Here is a 21,056-nt window from a genome sequence, read left to right on the forward strand (position 1 = left end):
TATGCCACGCAGATTGGCGATCCTTTTGGCTTTGCTGATCGCGCTGGGATCAGCTCTCTATTTTGATGTGTACGATTATTTCAGTTCGAGAAATATGATTTCGAAATTTGAAAGCTCACTCGTGAAGCTCGAGCTGTACGATAAGAACGTTGAAGAAAAGAAGGAATATTTGAGCAATCTTGAAAAGGCCGTTCAGCCCAGAACGACTCTCAAAGAAATTGAATCTTTGACACAAGCAGCGAATCTGAACCTTTCATCGCAGAAGGATGGTACTTATTTGATCGAAGGAACCTGTGAGCCAGAAAAGTTGAGAGACCTCGTGGCCCACCTTTTGAGCAGTGCCAACGTTGTCGTTCAGTCCATGCTCATCGACTCCAGGCAGATTGTACCTGTGGTCACCGATGAAATGAAAGTGGCCGTTCGCGTGAGCGTCAGGCTGGTCCTGAAGGGTGTGACGCTCGAATGAATAAGCGTTTGATTGTCCTGCTTCTGGTGCTCGTCGGGGTTTGGGCCATCGCCATCTACGTACTGTTCTTCTACCAAAAGTCGCCTGTGACGGGTGTAACAGCACAGCCACGCGAACAGGTTTTACAGCCTCTGATCAGGAGGTTGACGGACTCAGATATCGAACGTTTTAGAAAGAATGTTGAAGCACCGAAGCCCATCATGGACGTTTTCGAACCTTATCTGTTGAAAGTGGACAAAGAACAACTGGTGCGCCAGGCACTTTCACAGGTAGAACCGCTCTCCAAATATAAGTTCAAGGGTTACTTCGTCAGTGAAAATGAAAACTTTGTGATGTTCTCAAACGGTATTTTGAAACCCGTCGGATCAACTCTCGAGGACAGGTATCTGATAATCCACGCAGTGAGTTTCGCAGCGATCGTGGTAGACCTCTTAACTGGAAATCTTTTGGTCGTGAAGTGAGGAGGGGGACGATGAGGAGGCTCGTTTTGTTGCTCATGTTGATTTTGGCCATGATCACTTTCGCAACCTCCCTGGTCAGGATCTCGCCAACTTTCAGCGTTGCTGGGGTTACTTTGGTGATGGAATTCGACTCCGATGTGAGCGAGAGAAACGTGTATCTGAAGAGGAACGCTTCGGGTTCTCTGGTATCGATTTACCTGCAGGACGTGAGGCACCCGTTGGATTCATTCTTCTTGCCCATCGCGTATGGTCCCGTCGAATCGCTGAGAGTCATCAACACGCACCAAGGAAGCCTCGTTCTTGTTCAGCTTCTTGTTCCAAAGGAACCTGAGATGAGCCTGTCTCCGCGAACACTCAAACTTTTCGTCCCATCTTCTCAAAAACAATTGAGTCTTGCGCTCGTTGACGGTGATGTCGAGACTGCGGTGAAATATCTGTGCGAAGAGCTGAAGCTTAACGTTGTCGTCTCTGAAAAAGTGAAGAGCCAGAAACTCTCGCTGAAACTGGACGACGTGTTGCCAGAGGACGCGCTGAGGAACATCTTGGTGATGGTCAGGGTGGGCAACGAACCTCTCGCTTACAGTTACATGCCCGACGGGACCCTGCACATAGGTACACGCAGCGAAATAGCAGCGAGATTTCAAAAGTTCTGGGGGATCTTTGAGGTAAAGGATGAAAGCCTTGTGCAAAAGCTCGAATCTCTCCTCTCGCCGAACGTTGTCATGAGTTATCTGGCGAACAAGTCGGTTTTGTTCGTGTATGGTGACGTACAGGAGCAAGAGATGATAGCGAAGATCCTTTCGCTCACGCCACAGATCGAAACGAGGGAGTTCTTCTCTGAAGGTTTCGTTGACGAAGCAAAGAAACTTCTCGATGCTTTGAAGGGTCTGTACAACTTTGAGTACCATCTATTGGAAGCTTTGAACAAGTTCATCCTGAAGGCCGATCCACAGACTTTGGATAAAGTGTTTCAGTACTTGAGAGAACTCGAAAGGATTATCAAGTTGAAGCAGAGTCGACAGGAAGTTGAAGAGACCCAAGAACCAGAGATGGTTCAACAAACGGTCAGCGAAACACTTCAGCTCATCTACGCGAAAGAGGCTATCGAAGTCTTGAAGAAGTTCCAGCTGGAAGCCGAGGAGATCTCGTTCGGTCTGGTTCGAATCGCCGGTGATCCAAAAAGGCTCGAGCTTGCGAGGAAGGTTCTCGAGGATCTCGGCTTTTTAGACTCTCAACAGGTGAGAAAACTTGTTATACCGAAGGTCCATTCTGAGAAGATTCTGAATGCACTCACAGAGATCTTGAGTATACCTAAGTCGCGGATCTTAGTTTCAGAGGACAAGGATGTCGTCAACGTTGCCTTGATAGCACCGAGGAACGTCCAGGATGTTGCCGAAGAGCTCTGTCAGCGTTTGATTCGTGTGTTCACTGCGGCAAGGTTTTCGGAGATATTCTTCCTGAAAGACAGGGAAACGGCACAACAGGTGTCTGCGATCTTGAACCAAATTTATGGGATAGATGCAAGCAGTGTTGAGAACGTACTCAGGGTCGTGGGAACGAATGAAGAAATCGACAGGGCAAGGAAATTCATAAACGTCTATGTGAGAGAGAGACACACAAAGGCTCTGGCGCTGACGATAGATCAGGAACTTTTTGCTGAACTGAAGACTCTCATAGAATCTCTGTTCGATGTCAGGTTAGAAGCAAACCTGAGATCACTCGGCCTGCTGTTGCTCAGCTCGGAGGATAAGCAGCAGCTCGAGTCGGCCGCGCAAGAGATCGAGTCCGTGGTGAAACTTTTGTCTGAGAGACCATCGAAGACTCACGAACTGGTACCGGTGATCGAAACAGTGGACTTTAACGATCTGAGGCTTTTGCTTTCGGAAATCTATGGTGTTAGAGTCGAGAAAACGCAGTTCTTCTACCTGCTTGTGGGACAGAGAGAAGCACTGGAAAGTGCAAAACAGTTGCTGGATAGGATTCGAGATCTGGTTGGTAAACCTGTCGAGACGACCTACAGACTTGTCAAAGTCAGGGAAGACCTCAGCGTTGATGCGTTGATACGTGCAGTTATCAGCGTTGCGAAAGTGGAAATCGTCAGCATAGGAAACCTCCTACTGATAAAGGGTGAAGAGACTCAGATCTTTAAGGCGCTCGAGCTGGTAGCCCTCATTGAAGAGAACGTGCCCGTGAAAGTGGAAGAACCGAAGAAGATCACGGTGATCGTGAAAGAACTGGTGCCGGAGTTCCCGGCGGGCGAATTCAAAGCGTACCTTGCGAAAATAGGCTTGGAGGTAGACTTCGAGGCGTTCGCGGCGTTGGACATTGTGGTCATATCGGGGGAGGAAAGAGCGGTCGCTAAAGCCGCTGCGGAGTACGAAAAGTTTGCGGAAACGATTTTGAAGAAGATACAGGCGCGCGCTGAAGAAGAGAAGGAAAGGCGAGAAAAGCTCCTGAAGGTACAGAGGGTTTCTGAAGACGCTGTTTCCGTGGAGTGTGACGGTATCGCACTCAAAGATGTCATCGAGACGGTCGCTGAGGAACTGGGGGTTTCGATCGTTTTTGTGACCTTCCCACAGGAAACGATCACGATGAAGGTTTCCACTATAAGCTGGCAACAGTTCAAGGACGTCATCGAGAAGAACTACGGATACAGCTTCGTGGAGTCAGAGGGAGTGACCGTCGTTCTGAAACCTGCGCCTGTTTTGGACACAACAGCCGAACAAAAGTTCATCTACAAGGTTTCCCACAATCTCGACAAGATCAAGTCCGTGGTTGAGTTCTACGGGGGCAGGGTTTATGTGGACGATCTGAACGACTTACTCATACTGACGAATTTGAGCGTGGAGGCGAAGCAAGAGGTCGAGAGACTCATCGACGAACTGTCCAAGCCTTTGAAACAGGTCGAGATAGAGGCTCGCTTCATAGATAGAAGCCTCACGGACGAATTGTCGAGGAGGGCAAACCTCGCACTGGAAATGCCCTCAGCATCTGCAGGTATCGGTAGTTCTGGCACCTTGAACCTTTCCATGTCGGTCATCGACCTGGTGGACTACAGAAACCTGCTGAGCCTGCTGGCAGGTGCCCAAGTAACGTTGGATGTCTCGGCCCAGAATTCCAACAGTTTGACGGACCTGCTTGCGAGTCCGAGGATAGTCACCGTCAGCGGTAAGGAGGCTAAGATCCTCATAGGCGAGAGAGTTCCGTTCGTGGCAGGCGTCGACGAGGCTGGACGAATTTTGATCGATTACATGGACGTCGGTATCCAGTTGAGAATAACGCCAATTGTTCGAAGCGATGGCAGTATACAGTTGAAACTCTATACTGAAGTGAGTGAAGTGAAGGAACGAACGCTCTCTGGCATGAACACTTATGGAAAGATCACCAGGCAAGCCGAAACCGAGGTGATCCTCAAAAGCGATCAAACGCTCGTCATAGGTGGCCTCGTACAGGATAAGTCTGTGAAGAGCGTGGCGAAAGTGCCAGTGCTCGGTGAACTGCCCTTCATAGGTCAACTCTTCAGATCTGTGACCGACAGAAAGGATAAGGCAGAGCTTCTCATCTTCATAACGGCGCGGGTGATTGAACCGTGAAGAGGGAGCCTGTGGTTGCTGGAAGCTTTTATCCGGCATCGCGTAAAGCACTGATCGAGCTCATCGAGAGCTGTTTCACGTCAAAGATTGGACCGGGTCAGCTGCCGAAGAAACCCGACAGGCCACTCGAAAGAAACGTTGCACTGATAGTTCCGCACGCTGGTTACGTGTACAGTGGCCCTGTGGCGGCTCACGCGTATGCAGAATTGGCCAGGCTTGGAAATCCAAAGCTCGTGGTGCTGCTCGGGCCCAACCACACAGGCTACGGTGCCCGGATCGGCGTCTGGGCTGAGGGCAGCTGGTCCACACCGCTGGGCGAGGTTCAAGTCTGTGAAGAGGCAGCTCAGAAGGTTCTGGAAGAATGTAGACAAGCCTCGGCGGACATCAGATGTCACATGGTTGAACATTCTCTCGAGGTGCAGCTGCCGTTTCTCCAATACGTTTTCAAAGACTTCGAGATTCTGCCGATAACGATGTTTCCTCTGAGCTTGCAGGTTTGCAAATCGCTGGCGCACGCCCTGGACGAACTGTTTAGGAGTTTTTCTTCAACGGTACTTGTCGTTTCGAGCGACTTCAACCACTACGAAGACGACGCAACCACGAAGCGGAAAGATCAGCTTGCCATCGAGGAAATCCTGAGGAAGGATCCAGAAGGGCTCTACAGAGTAGCAGCAGACGAGAGGATCACGATGTGCGGTCTTTCACCCGTGGCATGTCTGCTCTACATGCAGAGTTTCTCAAAGGCAAGGTTGCTGAAACATGCGACGAGCGGTGATACCTCGGGTGACAGGTCTCACGTGGTGGGATACGCAAGCTTCATTTTCGAATGAAGTGTAAGAGTTGGTAAGCTTCATCCACCTTTGTGATCAAACATGACACCATGTAAACGCCGACGCCCAACAGCACGAGCACCAGCGTGAAAAGCTTGGATGGGCTAACGTGCTCTGCGATCATGAGAACTAATCCCATCAGCGCAGAACAGATCAGGACCTTCTGAAAGTGCTTCATGTCTATCTCTGGACGCAGTTTGAACAGAAGGTATCCCGCACCTATGGCACCAGCTAAGGCCGTCGCAAGGGCTACGCCCGCAGTCTTCATGGTCAAACCGAGGACAAAATCGAGCACGGCATTTGAAACGAACGATACCACCGTGGCTTTGAATGGTAACTTCATGTCCTTTTTCGCATGACACGATCTCGAGAGCAGAGCCATCATTGAGTAGAAGGGAAGTCCCAGAGAATAGAACAGCAGTGCCGTTGCGGTTCTGATTGAGTCAGAATGGGTGAAGGCACCGTGTTGATACACGAGAACGATGAGTCTTTCACTGAGCACGATCAATCCGATGGTGGATGGAACACTGAAAAAGAACGTTGTTCTCATCGCGTCTTTCAAATGTTTCGATGAATCTTCATCCTCACCGCTCATGAGGGGTAACGCCACGGTTGAAACCGCCACACCGAAAATTCCAAATGGCAGCTGATAGAACCTGTTTGCGTACTGCAGGATGGAAACACTTCCAGGACCAATCAACGCGGCCACGTTGACGTCTATCAGCACGTTGAATTCGGAGACCGTCATGGTAAGGAGTGCGGGGAAAAAGAGTTTGAAAAAGTCACGAGCCCCCACGAACGTTGGTCTGTAAGAAAAGCCCACCTGCTTCGCGCCTGGTATCAAACTCAAAAACATCGCCGCACCGCCAAGAGTGAACCCGATCGTGGGTCCGAGGATGCGTGGATCGAAGAGCTCACATAAAATCACTCCAGCTATGATTCCAAAGTTCATGAACATTGGTGAGAGCGCGGGGAAAAAGAAGCGTTCGCTCGAATTCTGTATCGCGTAGAGGACAGCCCAAAGGAATATGAAAACGATGAAAGGAGTGCTTACGCGTGCGAGCTTTGCTGCGAGCAGTTTTGTCTCCGTGTTCGCTCCACTTGAGAGAAGAAAAGGCACAATCTGCGGAAAGATCTGCACAAATATCGTCAAACTGATCGTCGCAATACCAAGGCTCGTTATGACAGCCGATGCGAATTCGTTTTTGTCGGCCTTTTCTTTGTAGAGGGGAATGAAAGCCGACGTCATTGCGCCTTCCGCGAAAGCCCGTCTCAAAAGGAAAGGGAACGCTATAGCAATCGAGTAAGCATCGAACTCTATTCCAACACCGAACCTGTTGGCGAGAAAGACATCTCTCATTAAGCCGGTGAACCTTGAAAATAGAGTTGCGATGGCAAAGAGAGTACCGTATCTGAGAATTTTGGTCATGCCATTCTCCTTGTGTAAGCTTCTATACCCAGACCCAGGATTTTAACGGCTTCTCTGAGCTTATCGCAGTTCAGAACATAAGCGATTCTCATCTCGTTGATTCCCGCATTCGGGCTGATATAAAATCCATCCAGTGGTGCAACCATAGTGGTCTTTCCATCAACTTCGAACTCGCTGAGCATGAACTTCACAAAATTCTCTGTGTTGTCGATCGGAAGTTTCGCAGCTATGTAAAAGGCACCGTGTGGTTTTCTGAACACGGCTCCTTCTATCTTCGAAAGCTCCTCGTACACCACGTCTCGGCGTGCCTGGTACTCAAGCCTTACCTGTTCCGTGTAAGTCTCATCCAGCGTTAAGAGTCCGATCGTACCATACTGAGATGTCATCGAAGGACACAGACGTGCCTGGGCAAACTTCATCGCGGCCGCATAGAGATCCTTATTCTTTGTCACGAACGTTCCTATTCTCGCACCGCAGGCGCTGTACCTCTTCGAAATGCTATCGACCACGATCGTTCTGTTCGATATCTCTTCGAAGGTCAGCATGGAAACGGCCCTGTAATTGTCGAAGACGAACTCTCTGTAAACTTCATCGGAGATGATGAAGAGGTCCTTTTCGATTGCAACCTCTATGATGGTCTTCAACTGTGCTTCGTCGTACACCGCCCCCGTCGGATTGCATGGATTTGAGAAAATTATGGCCTTCGTTCTGTATCCTATGACTTCGAAGAATTTTTCTTTCTTCGGTACAGCGTATCCATCCTCTGGATACGTTCGAACCGGTACAAGTTTTATTCCAAGCTGATGGGCAAAACCTGCGTAGTTTGCGTAGAACGGTTCGAGAACGACGATCTCGTCACCCGGATCGGCGACGACCGACATGGCGAAGATCACAGCCTCGCTACCGCCGTTGGTGACGATGATCTGTGAGGGACTGACCGATACGCCGAATTTCGCGTAATATCGTGCGAAGGCTTCTCTCAGTTCCATTAAACCCGCTGAGTGTGTGTAGGCCACGACAGAAGGTTTGTACTTCTCTGCGTATTCGAAATACACGGCTGGTGTCGGAATGTCGGGCTGGCCTATGTTCAGATAGTAAATCTTTTTCCCCCTCCTGACCGCTTCCTCAGCGTATGGTATGAGCCTTCTTATAGGGCTCGCCGGTACTTCAACAGCTCGCTTTGAGAGTTGCATATCAATATCGCCTCCTGACCTCCGCGACAATGAATTTCAAATACCTGGTCTCTGGTACTGCCAACAAGAAGGGATGATCGAAACCTTGGCCACCTTTGTAGAGAACGCTCAGCAAAACTTTGCTGTCTTTCGCAGCATCGTTCAAAATCGATTCGAATTCCTGTTCAGAGATGACCTGAGTGCAGGAAGCCGTTGCTAAGATTCCAGGTTTTTTAAGGATCCTCATGGCCCTCAGGTTTATCTCCTTGTGCCCGCGTAAAGCGGAATCCTTCGAAGTTGAAGTTTTCGCAAACGAAGGTGGATCCAGAACAACGAGATCGAACCGCTCAAAACGAGAGTTCTCTTTGAGCCAGTCGAAAGCGTTCGCCTGGACGATCTGATAGTTACTGAAACCGTTCAGTGTCAAGAGTTGCTCAGCAATGGACAGGCTTCTCTGGGAATAATCGATCAGCACTACAGATTGCGCACCGGCTTTCAAAAGATGCAGTGCGAAATTACCCGTGTAAGAAAAAACGTCGAGGCACACCTGATCCTTCGCAAACATCGAACACAGACGACTGTTGTGCAGCTGGTCCAGAAAGGCCCCAGTCTTTTGTCCCTTTAAATCTGCGGCGAGCAACAGCCCATCCTGCTCGAAGTAAAGAACCTCTGGTCCATTGCCTAAGATCCACCCACAGCTTTCTTCAAGACCCTCCTTCGACCGCGCTGGAGCATCGGATTTTTCGTAGATTCCGAGTGGACTTGTGTACTTTTTCAATTTCTCAACGATTAAGCTCTTCAGTTTTTCCATTCCGAGTGTGTTGATCTGCATCACAAGATAATCTCCGTACTTGTCCACCACTAAACCTGGCAAGCCGTCCGCCTCGCCGTTCACCAATCGATGAGCTTCACGCCCCACGGCAAGTTTTTCACGTCTTTTGAGCGCTTCAGCTATTCGCTGGTCCACTATCTGTTCGGTCGACAGGGGCTGTAGCGAGAGCAACCTGATCGCGATTTTTGACTTCGTGTTGATGTAACCGACACCGTAGAACTTTCCACTGGACAGATGAACATTGACGACGTCTCCGTTTTCAAACTCGCCCTCTATCTTGGCAATTTCAGTTTGAAATATCCAGGGATGAAAGTCCCTCTGATCCTTTTTTAGAAGAACGCGCGCTTTAATGCAACTTCACCCTCTCGTAGAGATACCTGATCAGTTCCTCGGTGAAGTTACCCCTGGTCCATTGAACGTGCGGGGCGTTTTTGGCTCTGCTTGTCCACAACATGAGTTCTTCGTCGTTTATGGGAACTCTGACGTTCAGACCGACGTATTCCAAAAATTTTGCCACGTCACCCAGCACAGATCTGACAAAATCGACCTTCTCCGGTACTTCTATCATGGCCTGCTCCACGATCACATCCAGAAACGCCGCGGTGGCCTCACCGTGCCTTATGCCTTTAAAGGTTGTGAGAGGATAACCAAGTGCGTGTGCTATGGTCGTACTCGTTTGGCTTATCACCATGCCCGCGAGACAGGACGCCAGAAGCATGTTCTCTCTCGCGCGCAGATCCGTTGGATCTTTCAAAACTCTTGGCAGATTCTCCGCAATGAGCCTGATGGATTCTTTCGCATAAAGATCTGAAAGGACCGTAGCCCTTCTGGAGAGAAAACCTTCAACCGCGTGGCACAACGCGTCCAGACCCGTGGACCTCGTCAGGGCTTCGCTCAGGTTCAACGTGTAGCGAGCATCAAGAAACGCAATCTTTGGGAACGTCAAAGCCGGATGGGAAAAACCCTTTTTAAAACCCGCATCGTCTGTGAGCACAGAGTACTGCGTGACCTCGCTTCCCGTTCCTGCGGTCGTTGGGATGGCGCAGATGGGCAGTGCTTCGTTGTATCTGGAAGCATCGTACAGATCTTCTACGTTCAAAGTTGGATTTTTCAAGAGCACGGCGATGGCCTTTGCGGTGTCCATGGGACTACCACCACCGAGCCCGATCACGAAATCGAATGAGCCATCCCGATACTCAGAAACGATGTTTCTGACGAGTGCGAAGGTTGGGTTTTCCTCCACATCGTCGAACAGCTCCCATTCGATACCGATCTGAGACAAAGCTCTCGTAAGATCGTCGAGCGAACCGTTCTCCTTTGAGGATCTTCTGCCGGTCAGTATCAGAGCTCTCTTACCGAGAGATCTGAGAGCTTCAATTCCTCGCTCGATGCACTTCTCACCGAAATAAACCTTCGTAGGCATGAAGTACTGCCACATCCTCGACACCTCCTCAGCCGAAGAGTCCCACGTGTTTGTATTTCTGTGTCAGTTCGTGTGCCAAACGCGTTGGCTCGGGCAACCTGTGCTTTGTGCAGCAACGGAGTGTCAATTTCAGGGCGGACAAGACATCGCACTTGTGACCTGGAGAGACGAACAAGGGCTTGTTCCCAACCTTGGTCCTGACAACGGCACCGATGACTTCGTTGTTATCGTAGAGGAAGGTGTAAGAACCCTGAACGTTTGGAGGTTCTATGAAACTCCCATAAAGATGGGACTTTGCGACGCCAATCGTGGGCAGGTCCAAGAAAAGACCCATGTGGGATGCGATTCCGAGTCTTCTGGGATGCGCGATGCCTTGACCGTCGAACATGACCACGTCTGGTAACACTCTCAGTTGCTGCCAGGCTTTCAAGAACACGGGACCTTCCCTGAAGGCGAGCAAGCCTGGCACATAGGGAAAATTCACCGTCTCGTGCACTATCACCTGTTCAACCACACGCATGGTCGAAATGTTCAGGACCACTATCGCAGCGACGCCGTGTTTGGCATCTGGAAAGGCCAAATCAGCACCCGCAACGAGTTCAACATCTGTCAAAGGAGTCAATTCTATCAGCGATCTGAGTTCTTTTTGGATTTCGACCGCCCGTGTGGCCGATACGTCCCACGCATGGAGGTTTCTGTAGTTCATGTTCACCTCACCACTACGAAAGCATCTATGGGAAATTTCACATAGATTCTGTTCTTCGACAGCTTATCGATCAGCTCGAAATAATTCTTCAGGGTGCTGGGCTCATCGAGACTGGTAAAAGTGAACGTTTTTTCCGGATAGACACTCTTCAAAAGACCTTTCAAAGCCTCCTGTGTATTCTTGTCTAAAACGAATACAACATCATCCCTGAAAGATAGGCCAACATCCTCCCAAACGATGAGGCTTGGTTGCAAACTGACCCTGTTCCAGAGAACCACATGCCTTTCGAGGAAGACCCGAGTCTTGTCTGGGCCCGCATTGATCAAAACAATACGAAATGTTTCTTTTTGAGCCTGAGTTTTCATTTCCTTCAGCGTTTGCTTGTAAGCAGCTAACTTTTTTTCGTCCAGGACCACATCGCCCTGTTCGTTGATCATGTAAGGGAAGGAGACAAAATCAACGCTGAAACCTTTTCTCAGTTTTGAGAACAGATACACCAGTTCCCCCGTGGACACCTTGAGGTCAACGTTCTTTTGGAGATTCTTGAACACGGACAAAAGCTTCTGAAGAGTAACGTGCCTGGCGTTTTCCACGAGTTTCATCAGTACTTCCTTTTGTCTTTCTATCCTCGACAAGTCTCCCATCGGGCCTTTCCTGTATCTGATGTACGCAAGCAGTTCGTCACCTCTCATCAGGTACACACCCGGTTGAAAATCGATGTAAAGCTTCTGAACGCTGTCTACGTACTTCATCGGTTCCTTGATGTGTATCTCCACCGGGCCGAGTTCGTCGCCAAGATATTTGAACGCAGCGTAATCCACAACGACCACACCGTTGAAGTTGATATCGAGCAACTTCGAAAGCGTCTGCTCCAAGCCTGAAATTCCGGATCTCGCATAGGTAGCATTGATCTTGCTGTTTTGCAAGAGTAGATCCCTTGGAACGCTACTGATCATTATCCTTCTGTCTTTGTGGTTTATCAGTGCGATCATTATCGCATCCGCCCGACGTGTCCCTTCGATCATTGCGTCCACACCCACGACCAACAGTGAGTACGGGTTGACCTCGGGCTCTCTGTACAAGAAGAATTCGAAAAGCCATCCACAGATCAGTGTGAGAAACAACAGGGCTGAGAGAGTGACCGTCAAAGTCAAGATCGCCAAAGTTCTTACAAGCTTCACCTTCGAAGTCTTCCTCCACAGTTCATTTTACCACACGACTTTCTGGCGGGCGGTTCAATCGCCTGTAGATCTCCTCCAAACTCAACGGTAACTCCATTTGTTTTAGCTTTGACGTTTTTCCAGCCACTATTTTCACATCAGACTTTCTCAAAGAGAGCCTCTTCGCGAGTAGCTCGCAAACAGCATCGTTGGCTTTACCTTCAACAGCGGGTGCAGTGACGCCCACTTTGATGGTTCCGTCTCCCATCACTTCGATCGATTCGTGTCGAGCACCTGGATTGACCTTGATCCGAACTCGTGCCAAGCTGGCCCACACCTCTCTTCATAATGTAAAATTTTTTGGGAGTCAACGCACATGAAGTTGTTGTTCGAAACGACTGTCGCGATCGGGTTGAGTGTCCTGTTTCTTATTCTAATCAAGAAGCGTAAAATCCAACTGAAAAATCTTGAAAATGTCGTACTTGAGAGGTTGAGGAGGAACGGTTGGACCGTCCACATGTCCCTGGTTCAGAACGGTGCAAAATTCGTCTTGCTCAAACGCGGAAGAAATTCCATCCTTGTGGTTTTCTTGAGGCATTTTGGCTTTGACAAATTCAAACGCGCGGTGATCTTGGCACTTTTGAACGAAGCACAACGCGTGGAAGTTTACTACTCGTCAATAACACCACACACGAAAAAGGCGGTGTACTTTTTTAACAAGAACGCGAGAATTCACAAAATGAAGATGATCGTCATGTGGAGAGGATCCTCATGACTGTGAAGCTAGTTGTTTTTTGCTCTTTGGTACTGTTTTTTCTCGCCATCCTGTTAAAGAACAAAAGAAGAAAGGTTTCTGGAATACAGGTTGATAACGGTCAGCAATTCGAAACCTTTCTCTGCGAGCTTTTCAAGAGGGCTGGTTACAACGCACGTTCCACCAAGTTCTCCCACGACTTCGGTGCAGACCTTTTGATCGAGAGCGGTGGAAAACTGATCGTGCTCCAGGCGAAATACTACAACAGACCCATCGACACGGACGCGGTCGAAGAAGCAGTTGTCGCCGGTACCGTATACGGAACAGGTTATGTGGGAGTCATTACGAACAACGAGATACCTGAAAAGGTCAAAGAGTTTGCGAAACAGTTTGAAGCCAAGACGTTCGTGAAGAGGATTTATTTCATTGATGGTAGAGCCTTGGAGAAGCTGAAGAGAAGAGAAAAGATCATTTGAGGAGGGAGACACATGAGAAGCTTCAAAGAGATTCCTCTGTGGAAAAACGTGAGCGAAGAAGAATGGCAAGATTGGAGATGGCAGCTTTCGAACAGGATAATGAACCTCGAACAACTCGAACAAATCATCAACCTGACCCATCAAGAACGCGAGGGGATAAAGCATTCCCTCAAATTCCTCCGAATGGCCATAACACCTTACTATGCAAGTCTCATGGATCCTGACGATCCAAACTGTCCGATAAGAAAACAGGCGGTGCCAACCTCCAGAGAACTACATATAAGCGACGGTGAGATGGTAGATCCGTTGCACGAAGACGTGGATTCCCCGGTGAAAGGTTTGACCCACAGATACCCCGACAGGGTGCTTTTCCTCGTCACGGATCAGTGTGCAATGTATTGCAGACATTGCACGAGGAGAAGGTTTGCAGGAGAAACAGACGCACCGCTCGCACAACAATACATCGAAGCTGCAATTGACTACGTAAAGCAGAACAAGAAAGTACGTGATGTGCTCATTTCCGGCGGGGATCCTCTCACTCTTTCAGACGAAAAGCTGGAGGAAATCATTTCAAGACTTCGAGAGATAGACCACGTTGAAATCATCCGAATAGGTACACGCGCACCCGTGGTGCTCCCAATGAGAATCACAGAGTCTCTGGTTCAGATGTTGAAAAAATATCACCCGATATGGTTGAACACGCATTTCAATCATCCCAAGGAATTCACCGAAGATTCGAAGAAAGCACTCGCGATGCTGGCGGACGCAGGGATCCCACTGGGCAATCAAACTGTGTTGCTTAGGGGGGTCAACGATTGTCCAAAGATAATGAAGAAACTCGTTCATGAGTTGGTGAAGAACCGTGTCAGGCCATACTACATTTATCAGTGTGACCTATCGAGGGGACTCTCACACTTCAGAACCAGCGTTGCAAAGGGAATAGAAATCATAGAATATCTGCGCGGTCACACCTCAGGCTTTGCTGTCCCAACATACGTGATAGACGCACCCGGGGGAGGAGGAAAGATACCCGTAGGGCCTCAGTATCTGATATCCATGGGAGAGGGCAAAGTGATCTTGAGGAATTACGAGGGAGGTATTTTCGTTTATCAGGAACCAACCGACTACAGGAGTGAGTGTGAACCCGACGAGGATGTCGAAGGAATAGCATCATTGCTCAGCGGAAAAGGTAAATACTTACTTCCTCAACAGTTGGAGAGGAGTAGGAGGATCCAGGAATGGAAGGAAAAGAGGTCGTCTACATCTTAGGAACCAAAAAAGGTGCTGGCAAGACCACCGTTCTGAACAGTCTTGTGCGGGACTGTCAAGGTTGTTGCATCACCAGTGTGGGTGTGGACGGTGAGGAGAAGGACAACCTGACGAGTGAACCCAAGCCCCGCGTTACAGTCTCCACAAGCCATTTCGTGTTGACGGGAGAAAGGTTCCTGAATCTGTCTATGTTCGAGGTGTTGGACGTTTTTTCTTACAATCCGATTGCAGGTTACATAGTCCTGGCAAGGCCATTGATCGAAACGAGTGTCATGATCGCGGGAGCGAGTCCCGCAATCATCAAGCAACTGACGGACAAACACTGCTTCAGCAAGATCCTCGTTGATGGCGCCCTGGACAGGCTGGTTCATGCCGGGATCCTGGATGGGGCGAAGATCTTCCTGGTGGTTCACAGTGTTGGTTCCGAGAGCTTGAAGATCGTCAAGAAAATACTTTTCGGTTCCAGGTTGGCCAAACCACCTCGCGAGATCGAAGCAACGTTCAACGGTTTAGCAGGTGTCTGGGGTATAAACGAAGCGGGAGAACTTGTGAAGGTTGCAGATTCGTGCCTGACGATCAAGAGATTCGGCGAGCAAAAGTTTGAATGGCTCTACGTCTCAGGAATTGCCACCAAGTCGATTCTGGGGCTGAGGGACAGATTGAAAATATGTCTGGCGAATCCGCTGGCCGTTGTGGAACCACCAGACGATTTTGATAACATATATACAGTGAACAGAATTTTGCTTGAAAAGATCTTCATCAACCAATCTGCTCAGCATGGGCTTGTGAAAGCTCTGCGTTGCTGGGTTGAGGATCTGCCGGTGGAAATCGAAGATGCACTCTCGATTGAGGAGGTGTGACTGTGGCGAGGATAGCGGTGGACATGCAGGAGTTAATCACCAAAGTGACCGTGGTATCGAAGGTGGTTCCATCCAAAGTGATAAAACCGATCCTCGGTTGTGTTCTGTTCGATCTGACTGAAGATGGGGTGTTCCTGCTCGCGTCCGATCTGGAAACGGGTGTGAAGGCGAAGCTCAATTGTGAGTACGAGGGTTTCGGAAGGTTTGCAGTGGATGGAAAGGTGTTCTATGAAGTTGTCAAGACATTGCCGACGGATGTTGGAGCGAGCCTTGAGATCACGCCGGCGAGCCTGTCAATCGAATGTGGCAAGAGCAAGTTCAAACTGTCCGTGGTGGATCCAAGCGACTTTCCCGAGGTATCTCTTTCAGAATCCAGCGTGAGTTTCGAGATCGATGCCAGTCTTCTTCATAAGATGATCGAGAAAGTGATCTTCTGTGCGGCCACGGACGAGTTCATGAGGAACCTCAACGGTGTCTACTGGGAACTTGGTAACGGCTTCCTCAGACTGGTCGCGTCAGATGGTTTCAGGCTCGCGCTGGCAGAGGAGAGGTTGGAGATACAGGGTGAAATCGGCTTCTTGTTGTCTTTAAAGAGTATGAAGGAACTCATGAGCGTTGCCGAAAGCTGCGGAGATAGAAAACTCAGATTCGAGTACGATGGTAAGCGTGTCGGCATCGTTGCAACGGACGTCGAAACGTTGGTGAGAATCGTCGAGGTGGAATTCCCGGATTATAAAAGGGTCCTTCCCAAGGCGTTCAAGACCAAGCTGGTGGCACCGACAAACATTCTTGTTGAGGCTCTGAGAAGAACCATGGTGATAGCCAAAAGGGGTAGTGAGTCCATCAGGGTCGAGGCGATGGAAAACGTCCTGATTCTGAGTAGCAGGAGCCCAGACTTTGGTGAAGTAACGGAGGAGATAGAGGTGAGAAAAGAAGGTGAAGACATAATTGCCGCGTTCAACCCAAAATTTCTCATCGAAGCATTGCGGCACATCGAGACGGACGAGGTTGAGTTGAACTTTATAGACAGCACCAGCCCGCTGCAGATGAACCCACTCGATGTCGAAGGTTATCTCTACGTGGTGATGCCGATAAGGATCGTGTGAACAATGAGACTGATATTCGAACACGTAACGAAAAAGTTTGCACAGACGAAGGCGATCGACGATGTGACGTTCGATGTTGAAGCTTCGTGCGTAGCTGTTGTCGGGGGAAACGCTGCGGGAAAGTCCACGTTGTTGAAGCTTATCGCAACCGTTCTCAAGCCGGACGAAGGTAGAGTGATTCTGAACGGCATCGACATTGTGAAACACGCGCATTTGATCAGGAAAGAGCTTTCGTACCTGCCCGAGGAGCCCGCGCTGATGGACACACTGACAGCTCGCGACAATCTCGCACTTTTCTCCAAGATCAAGAAAGCAGATTACAGCGAAGAACTGCTGCGTAGTTTGCGGTTTGAACCCAACGGCAAGAAGCTTGTGAAAAACCTGTCAAAAGGGTCGCGCAGAAAACTTTCACTCTGCATCGCACTGCTTGGAGAACCGAAGATACTCGTGCTCGACGAACCGACCAGCGGTCTGGACGAGGAGGCCAAGCAAGCTTTCTGGTCGCATCTCAGCACTCTGAAAGAAAAAAACGTGGCGATGATCATCGCCACGCACGACATGGAAGAAATGAAAAAATTAGCGGACTTTGTCATCGTCCTCGACAGAGGTCGGCTCGTCAAGATAGAATCTTTAAACTCAGCTGCCAGCTACATCCAGCTCTGACACCACGACCGACGGGCCGAACCAGTTGGCTGACACGATCTCGCAATCCGAACCTATCAGTTCGATCTTCTGAAGGACATCGAGAAAGTTGCCCGAAACCGTAAACTGCTCAACGGGTTCCACGATCCTGCCGCCTGCGATCCTGTAACCGTTTGCTCCCAGCGAAAATTCACCGGACACGGGCCTAACTCCAGAATGGAGACCATCGAACGCAATCACCAGCAGACCTTCACCAACGCTCTTGATCAGGTCTTCGTAACCGAGGGAACCTTCGGGTAAAATCACGTTCAATGGTACACACCTTTGGCTGAAAACGTTCCCCGTGGGTTTAACGTTGTCCTTCCTTGCTGACTTTATGGAATGAAAGAAAGTTGTGAGCACACCGTGGTCTATAAAACTCTTTCTCACAGTTGGAACGCCTTCGTTGTCAAAAGAGCGTTTGATCGGAAGTTTTTCAAAGAATGGATCCTCGATCAAGTTCAAACTTTCCACTGCGATTTTTTGATGCAGTTTTCCCTTCAACGGTGAAAGACCCTTCTGTACAGCTTCAGCAGAAAAGATGGACGAAAACGCAAAGAAAAGCTGTGCGAAGACGTCTCGACGCAGCAAAACTTTGTACTTTCCACTCTTCACAGACTGGGCTCCCAGTTGTGAAATCGCCTCAGAGGAAGCTTCCAGTGCGACTTTTTCGACATTGACCTCGTTCGGATGTGAACCGTACATCGCTCGAAAACCTCTCTTGGGTTTCTTGCCGTCTGAGGCTACCAGATAAACGAAGGCCGCCCCGTAGCCAAAACTTTCACTCAGTTCCAAACCTTTCGTGTTGAACAGCCAGATTTCGCTCCTCTGATGCCCATAACCACTCATTATGACGTTTTGTATCCTCTTGTCGTACGATAAGCATTTTTCTTCCATCGTTTTCGCAAGATCTATCTTTTCCCTGACAGACAAACGCTCGAACGCATCCTCGTATTCGAAGGGTTCCTTTGCCGGACGTTCGGCCCAGATGTCATCTTCGTCCAGCGTGTCTGTTATCATGAAATTCTCGTACGCACTCTCAACGAGAAACCTTGCCGATGTTTCGTCCAGGATCTCCGTGGTTGCGAAACTGGATCTTTTATCCTTTACTGCCTTCAACGTGACTCGCTTCGATGAGGCGTCAGTGTAGTTCTCAATTTTTCCCTTGCTCACGACAACTTCGAATTCTCTGTGGTTTGAAACGAGCACTTCACAGTCGTCGAAACCTTGCTTCTTCGCCAGAACAAAAACCATTTCGGCAAACTGCTTCTCTTTCATCTCTTTCGCCCCCCGACGATGAGTTCTTTCACACGAATCGTTGGTTGCCCGACATCTGCCGGTATGGAACCGGATATGGAACCGCACATGCCCTGGCCTCTCGCAAGGTCGTTGCCAACCATGTCTATGTTGTTTATGACGTCAATACCTTTGCCTATCAACGTTGCTCCACGCACGGGTTTCACGATCCTGCCTTTTTCGATCAGATAAGCTTCCATGACCGCAAAGTTGAACTCACCGGTGGCTGGATGCACCGAGCCTCCACCCATACGTTTCGCGTACAGACCGTAATCGGTTGCGGAAATGATCTCCTCTGGCAAGTACTTGCCGGGCATTATGAAAGTGTTGCTCATTCTGGACGTTGGGATGTACTTGTAGCTTTCTCTGCGCCCACACCCGTTGGGTTTTGTGTTCATCTTTTTTGCGTGAAACCTATCAACGAGGTAACTCTTGAGCACACCGTTCTCGATCAAAACGTTGCGTTGAGTCGGGATCCCTTCGTCGTCGATGTTGCTCGAACCCCATGCGTTCGGTATGGTCCCGTCATCAACGGCGGTGACACAATCTGCGGCGACCTTTTGTCCAAGCTTGTTCGCAAACACCGAAGCTCCTTTCGCAACCGATGTGGCTTCCAGCGCGTGACCGCACGCCTCGTGAAAGATGACGCCGCCGAACTCGTTCGCTATGACAACTGGCATCTTACCGGCTGGGGCGTAATCGGCTTTGACCATCTTGTCGGCTATCCTGGCTGCTTCTGTTCCGATATCCTTCGGGTCATGAAAGTTGAAAAATTCGAGCCCCATTGAAGCACCAGGACCATAAAAACCTGATTCCTGTTCCCCATCCTTCGACGCAACCGCCGTGACCATGAGCCTGGTTTTGATTCGTCTGTCGTTCGCCATCGTCCCCTCAGAGTTGGCTATGAACACCTTTTGATCGTAGTCCCAGTAACGAACGACGACCTGTGAGATCAAATCTGAGTAATTCTTCGCACCTTCGTACGCGAGTTTCATGATCTTAGCTTTCTCCATCTTCGAAACTTCCAGGGGATTGAGGATGATCGTGTGCGAGTTCTTCACGTCGAGATTCATCAGATTCACCGTCTTTGGTTCCGCAGACTTTATCTGCAGAACTTCGATCAGTCTGTCCAGCATGGTGAGAAGTTGCTTTTCCGTCGGATCGTTCGTGTAAGCATAGACTTGTTGATCGTCCTTGAACAGTCTCAAACCCAGTCCGAAATCCCTTTCGCTGCTTGCCGAATCGATTCTTCCATCGATGAGCGTTATTCTCGTATCGAACCTGTCTTCGACAAAGATTTCGACGAAGTCTGCCCCTTTACTCACTCCGTAATCGATGATTTTCTCGATCAAACTGATCTCCAGCAAGCTTCATCACCCCTAAATCAGATTGTACCATTCCAAGTTCGCAGTACGCACATGATTTTGGTCTATACTCCTGCTGGGTGAGAGCTTGAAGTTCGTGGCACTGTGCACATCGGGTCTGGAAGGAGCAGTCTGTAAAGAATTGAAGCGAATGGGCCTCAAAATCCTGAAGGTCACAGCGGGACATGTGAATTTTCTGGGCCAAATGAGTGACGTGCCCAGACTGAATCTGACGCTTCGCAGCGCGGAACGTGTGCTCATTGAAATGGCGGAATTCGAGGCGAAGACCTTCGACGATCTGTTTGATGGAACCTTCAGCGCCAACTGGCAAGATTTTCTACACAGTCGGGCCACGCTCGTCATCGAAAAGGTGAAGGTGAGGAATTCAAAGCTTTCCGCAACGGGTGCGGTGGCTTCCGTCGTGAAGAAGGCTATCTACGAGAAAATTGGCTCGAAGAATGACCCAGATGGAACGATCTATCCTCTGTACGTCTATTTGAAAAACGATAGGGTCTCGTTGTTGCTCGACACAACGGGCCAAAGTGCACTGAGCAAGCGAGGTTACAGGTTGAAAGCATCCGCGGCACCGTTGAGGGAAACCATTGCCGCTGGTTTGATCATCGTGAGCGATTGGGACGAGCAAAAATTGCTGGTAGATCCGTTCTGTGGTAGTGGAACCATTTGCATAGAAGCTGCGAGGATGGCCCTCGGCATCTTGAACGACAAGAGAACGTTCGCTTTCCAAAGCTGGCCGATCTTCGCGGATGTGAAGATGACGATACATTCCTTTGATGGAGTGAAGAGTAAGATGAATAAGATCGCGATCGGTTTCGACAGAGATCCTTCCATGATTCGGATAGCTCGGGAGAACGCCGTTCGTGCCGGCGTTGCTGGCAGCGTCGAATTCGTGTGTAAACGTTTCGAAGAACTGGAAGACTTCAAAAACGTGCACGTGGTCACGAATCCTCCTTACGGTGTGAGGCTCAAAGATATCGATAGAAATTTTCTCGCGAAGCTTGCGAAACTGCTGGACAAGTTTGCAGGTTCAAAGATCTGCGTCCTGAGCCCAGCAGACCTGGAGCGAATTTTGAAGATCAAGGCATCGAAAAAGTTGAGGTTTCAGAACAGTGGAATCTGGACCTGGTACTACATCTTTGAACCGTCATGAAAAAAGGGCC

The 21,056-nt window shown here is 49.4% G+C and carries 20 protein-coding genes and 1 pseudogene; 11 read left to right on the forward strand and 10 right to left on the reverse strand.

Annotated elements, in window-relative coordinates; all coding sequences use genetic code 11:
- Position 1 precedes the first annotated feature (1 nt).
- From AJ81_RS00285 to amrB, 4 genes are read left to right on the forward strand one after another with little or no spacing between them, the layout of a single operon-like run.
- Entirely contained in the window at positions 2 to 466 is a 465-nt protein-coding gene (locus tag AJ81_RS00285) for a hypothetical protein (RefSeq protein ID WP_031502999.1), read from the forward strand.
- On the forward strand, positions 463 to 927 hold the full coding sequence (locus AJ81_RS00290) for a hypothetical protein (RefSeq protein WP_031503001.1): 465 nt from the start codon (positions 463 to 465) through the stop codon (positions 925 to 927). Before AJ81_RS00285 ends, AJ81_RS00290 begins: the two co-directional genes overlap by 4 nt.
- Positions 928 to 938: 11 nt before the next feature.
- Complete coding sequence (locus tag AJ81_RS00295; protein WP_031503002.1) at positions 939 to 4,520, forward strand: type II secretion system protein GspD; 3,582 nt, start codon at positions 939 to 941, stop codon at positions 4,518 to 4,520.
- Positions 4,517 to 5,350 carry an AmmeMemoRadiSam system protein B gene (gene amrB, locus AJ81_RS00300; RefSeq protein ID WP_031503003.1) on the forward strand — a complete coding sequence of 278 codons (834 nt, stop codon included), beginning with the start codon at positions 4,517 to 4,519 and terminating at the stop codon, positions 5,348 to 5,350. The genes AJ81_RS00295 and amrB overlap by 4 nt, the downstream gene beginning before the upstream one ends.
- Here the strand turns inward: amrB and murJ are convergent.
- The 8 genes and pseudogenes from murJ to AJ81_RS00335 all read right to left on the reverse strand — a co-directional run bounded on the left by murJ (position 5,337) and on the right by AJ81_RS00335 (position 12,397).
- Positions 5,337 to 6,779, reverse strand: coding sequence for a murein biosynthesis integral membrane protein MurJ (gene murJ, locus AJ81_RS00305; RefSeq protein WP_031503006.1), 1,443 nt, complete (start codon positions 6,777 to 6,779; stop codon positions 5,337 to 5,339). The two genes, amrB and murJ, sit on opposite strands and share 14 nt — an antisense overlap.
- The gene (locus AJ81_RS00310) at positions 6,776 to 7,972 is read right to left on the reverse strand and encodes a pyridoxal phosphate-dependent aminotransferase (protein ID WP_031503008.1); all 1,197 of its coding nucleotides are present in this window, start codon (positions 7,970 to 7,972) and stop codon (positions 6,776 to 6,778) included. Before AJ81_RS00310 ends, murJ begins: the two co-directional genes overlap by 4 nt.
- Before the next feature lies 1 nt (position 7,973).
- The gene (locus tag AJ81_RS00315) at positions 7,974 to 8,846 is read right to left on the reverse strand and encodes a class I SAM-dependent rRNA methyltransferase (RefSeq protein WP_231845505.1); all 873 of its coding nucleotides are present in this window, start codon (positions 8,844 to 8,846) and stop codon (positions 7,974 to 7,976) included.
- 111 nt (positions 8,847 to 8,957) lie between these two features.
- Positions 8,958 to 9,134 (reverse strand): annotated as a pseudogene (locus tag AJ81_RS10985) (class I SAM-dependent rRNA methyltransferase); the annotation flags it as partial.
- On the reverse strand, positions 9,130 to 10,221 hold the full coding sequence (locus AJ81_RS00320) for an iron-containing alcohol dehydrogenase family protein (RefSeq protein ID WP_031503012.1): 1,092 nt from the start codon (positions 10,219 to 10,221) through the stop codon (positions 9,130 to 9,132). The gene AJ81_RS00320 and the pseudogene AJ81_RS10985, both read right to left, overlap by 5 nt.
- Before the next feature lie 13 nt (positions 10,222 to 10,234).
- Entirely contained in the window at positions 10,235 to 10,912 is a 678-nt protein-coding gene (gene nfi / locus AJ81_RS00325) for an endonuclease V (RefSeq protein ID WP_031503013.1), read from the reverse strand.
- A 2-nt stretch (positions 10,913 to 10,914) separates the two neighbouring features.
- Entirely contained in the window at positions 10,915 to 12,093 is a 1,179-nt protein-coding gene (locus tag AJ81_RS00330; RefSeq protein ID WP_031503015.1) for an LCP family protein, read from the reverse strand.
- Between the two features lie 22 nt (positions 12,094 to 12,115).
- Positions 12,116 to 12,397: a DUF167 domain-containing protein gene (locus tag AJ81_RS00335; RefSeq protein ID WP_031503017.1), complete on the reverse strand. Its 282-nt coding sequence runs from the start codon at positions 12,395 to 12,397 to the stop codon at positions 12,116 to 12,118.
- A gap of 51 nt (positions 12,398 to 12,448) precedes the next feature.
- Here AJ81_RS00335 and AJ81_RS00340 point away from each other — a divergent pair, with 51 nt between their 5' ends.
- From AJ81_RS00340 to AJ81_RS00365, 6 genes are read left to right on the forward strand one after another with little or no spacing between them, the layout of a single operon-like run.
- Positions 12,449 to 12,847 carry a hypothetical protein gene (locus AJ81_RS00340; protein WP_031503018.1) on the forward strand — a complete coding sequence of 133 codons (399 nt, stop codon included), beginning with the start codon at positions 12,449 to 12,451 and terminating at the stop codon, positions 12,845 to 12,847.
- Entirely contained in the window at positions 12,844 to 13,302 is a 459-nt protein-coding gene (locus tag AJ81_RS00345; RefSeq protein WP_051368889.1) for a restriction endonuclease, read from the forward strand. The genes AJ81_RS00340 and AJ81_RS00345 overlap by 4 nt, the downstream gene beginning before the upstream one ends.
- Before the next feature lie 12 nt (positions 13,303 to 13,314).
- On the forward strand, positions 13,315 to 14,571 hold the full coding sequence (kamA, locus tag AJ81_RS00350; protein ID WP_031503022.1) for a lysine 2,3-aminomutase: 1,257 nt from the start codon (positions 13,315 to 13,317) through the stop codon (positions 14,569 to 14,571).
- The gene (locus AJ81_RS00355; protein ID WP_031503024.1) at positions 14,541 to 15,431 is read left to right on the forward strand and encodes a hypothetical protein; all 891 of its coding nucleotides are present in this window, start codon (positions 14,541 to 14,543) and stop codon (positions 15,429 to 15,431) included. Before kamA ends, AJ81_RS00355 begins: the two co-directional genes overlap by 31 nt.
- Before the next feature lie 2 nt (positions 15,432 to 15,433).
- Complete coding sequence (dnaN, locus tag AJ81_RS00360; RefSeq protein ID WP_096325172.1) at positions 15,434 to 16,537, forward strand: DNA polymerase III subunit beta; 1,104 nt, start codon at positions 15,434 to 15,436, stop codon at positions 16,535 to 16,537.
- Positions 16,538 to 16,540: 3 nt separating this feature from the next.
- The gene (locus AJ81_RS00365) at positions 16,541 to 17,200 is read left to right on the forward strand and encodes an ABC transporter ATP-binding protein (RefSeq protein WP_051368887.1); all 660 of its coding nucleotides are present in this window, start codon (positions 16,541 to 16,543) and stop codon (positions 17,198 to 17,200) included.
- Here the strand turns inward: AJ81_RS00365 and AJ81_RS00370 are convergent.
- Together AJ81_RS00370 and AJ81_RS00375 are read right to left on the reverse strand one after the other, a co-directional pair.
- Positions 17,174 to 18,496 (reverse strand): TldD/PmbA family protein, encoded by a 1,323-nt coding sequence (locus tag AJ81_RS00370; RefSeq protein ID WP_031503028.1) that lies wholly within the window; start codon positions 18,494 to 18,496, stop codon positions 17,174 to 17,176. The genes AJ81_RS00365 and AJ81_RS00370 overlap by 27 nt on opposite strands.
- Positions 18,493 to 19,881, reverse strand: a complete 1,389-nt coding sequence (locus AJ81_RS00375; RefSeq protein ID WP_031503030.1) for a TldD/PmbA family protein — start codon at positions 19,879 to 19,881, stop codon at positions 18,493 to 18,495. Before AJ81_RS00375 ends, AJ81_RS00370 begins: the two co-directional genes overlap by 4 nt.
- A gap of 94 nt (positions 19,882 to 19,975) precedes the next feature.
- On the opposite strand from AJ81_RS00375, the gene AJ81_RS00380 reads away from it, so the two are divergent.
- Positions 19,976 to 21,046: a THUMP domain-containing class I SAM-dependent RNA methyltransferase gene (locus AJ81_RS00380; protein ID WP_231845504.1), complete on the forward strand. Its 1,071-nt coding sequence runs from the start codon at positions 19,976 to 19,978 to the stop codon at positions 21,044 to 21,046.
- Positions 21,047 to 21,056: the final 10 nt, after the last annotated feature.

It is taken from the genome of Pseudothermotoga hypogea DSM 11164 = NBRC 106472, from assembly GCF_000816145.1.
Classification (GTDB): Bacteria; Thermotogota; Thermotogae; order Thermotogales; family DSM-5069; genus Pseudothermotoga_A; species Pseudothermotoga_A hypogea.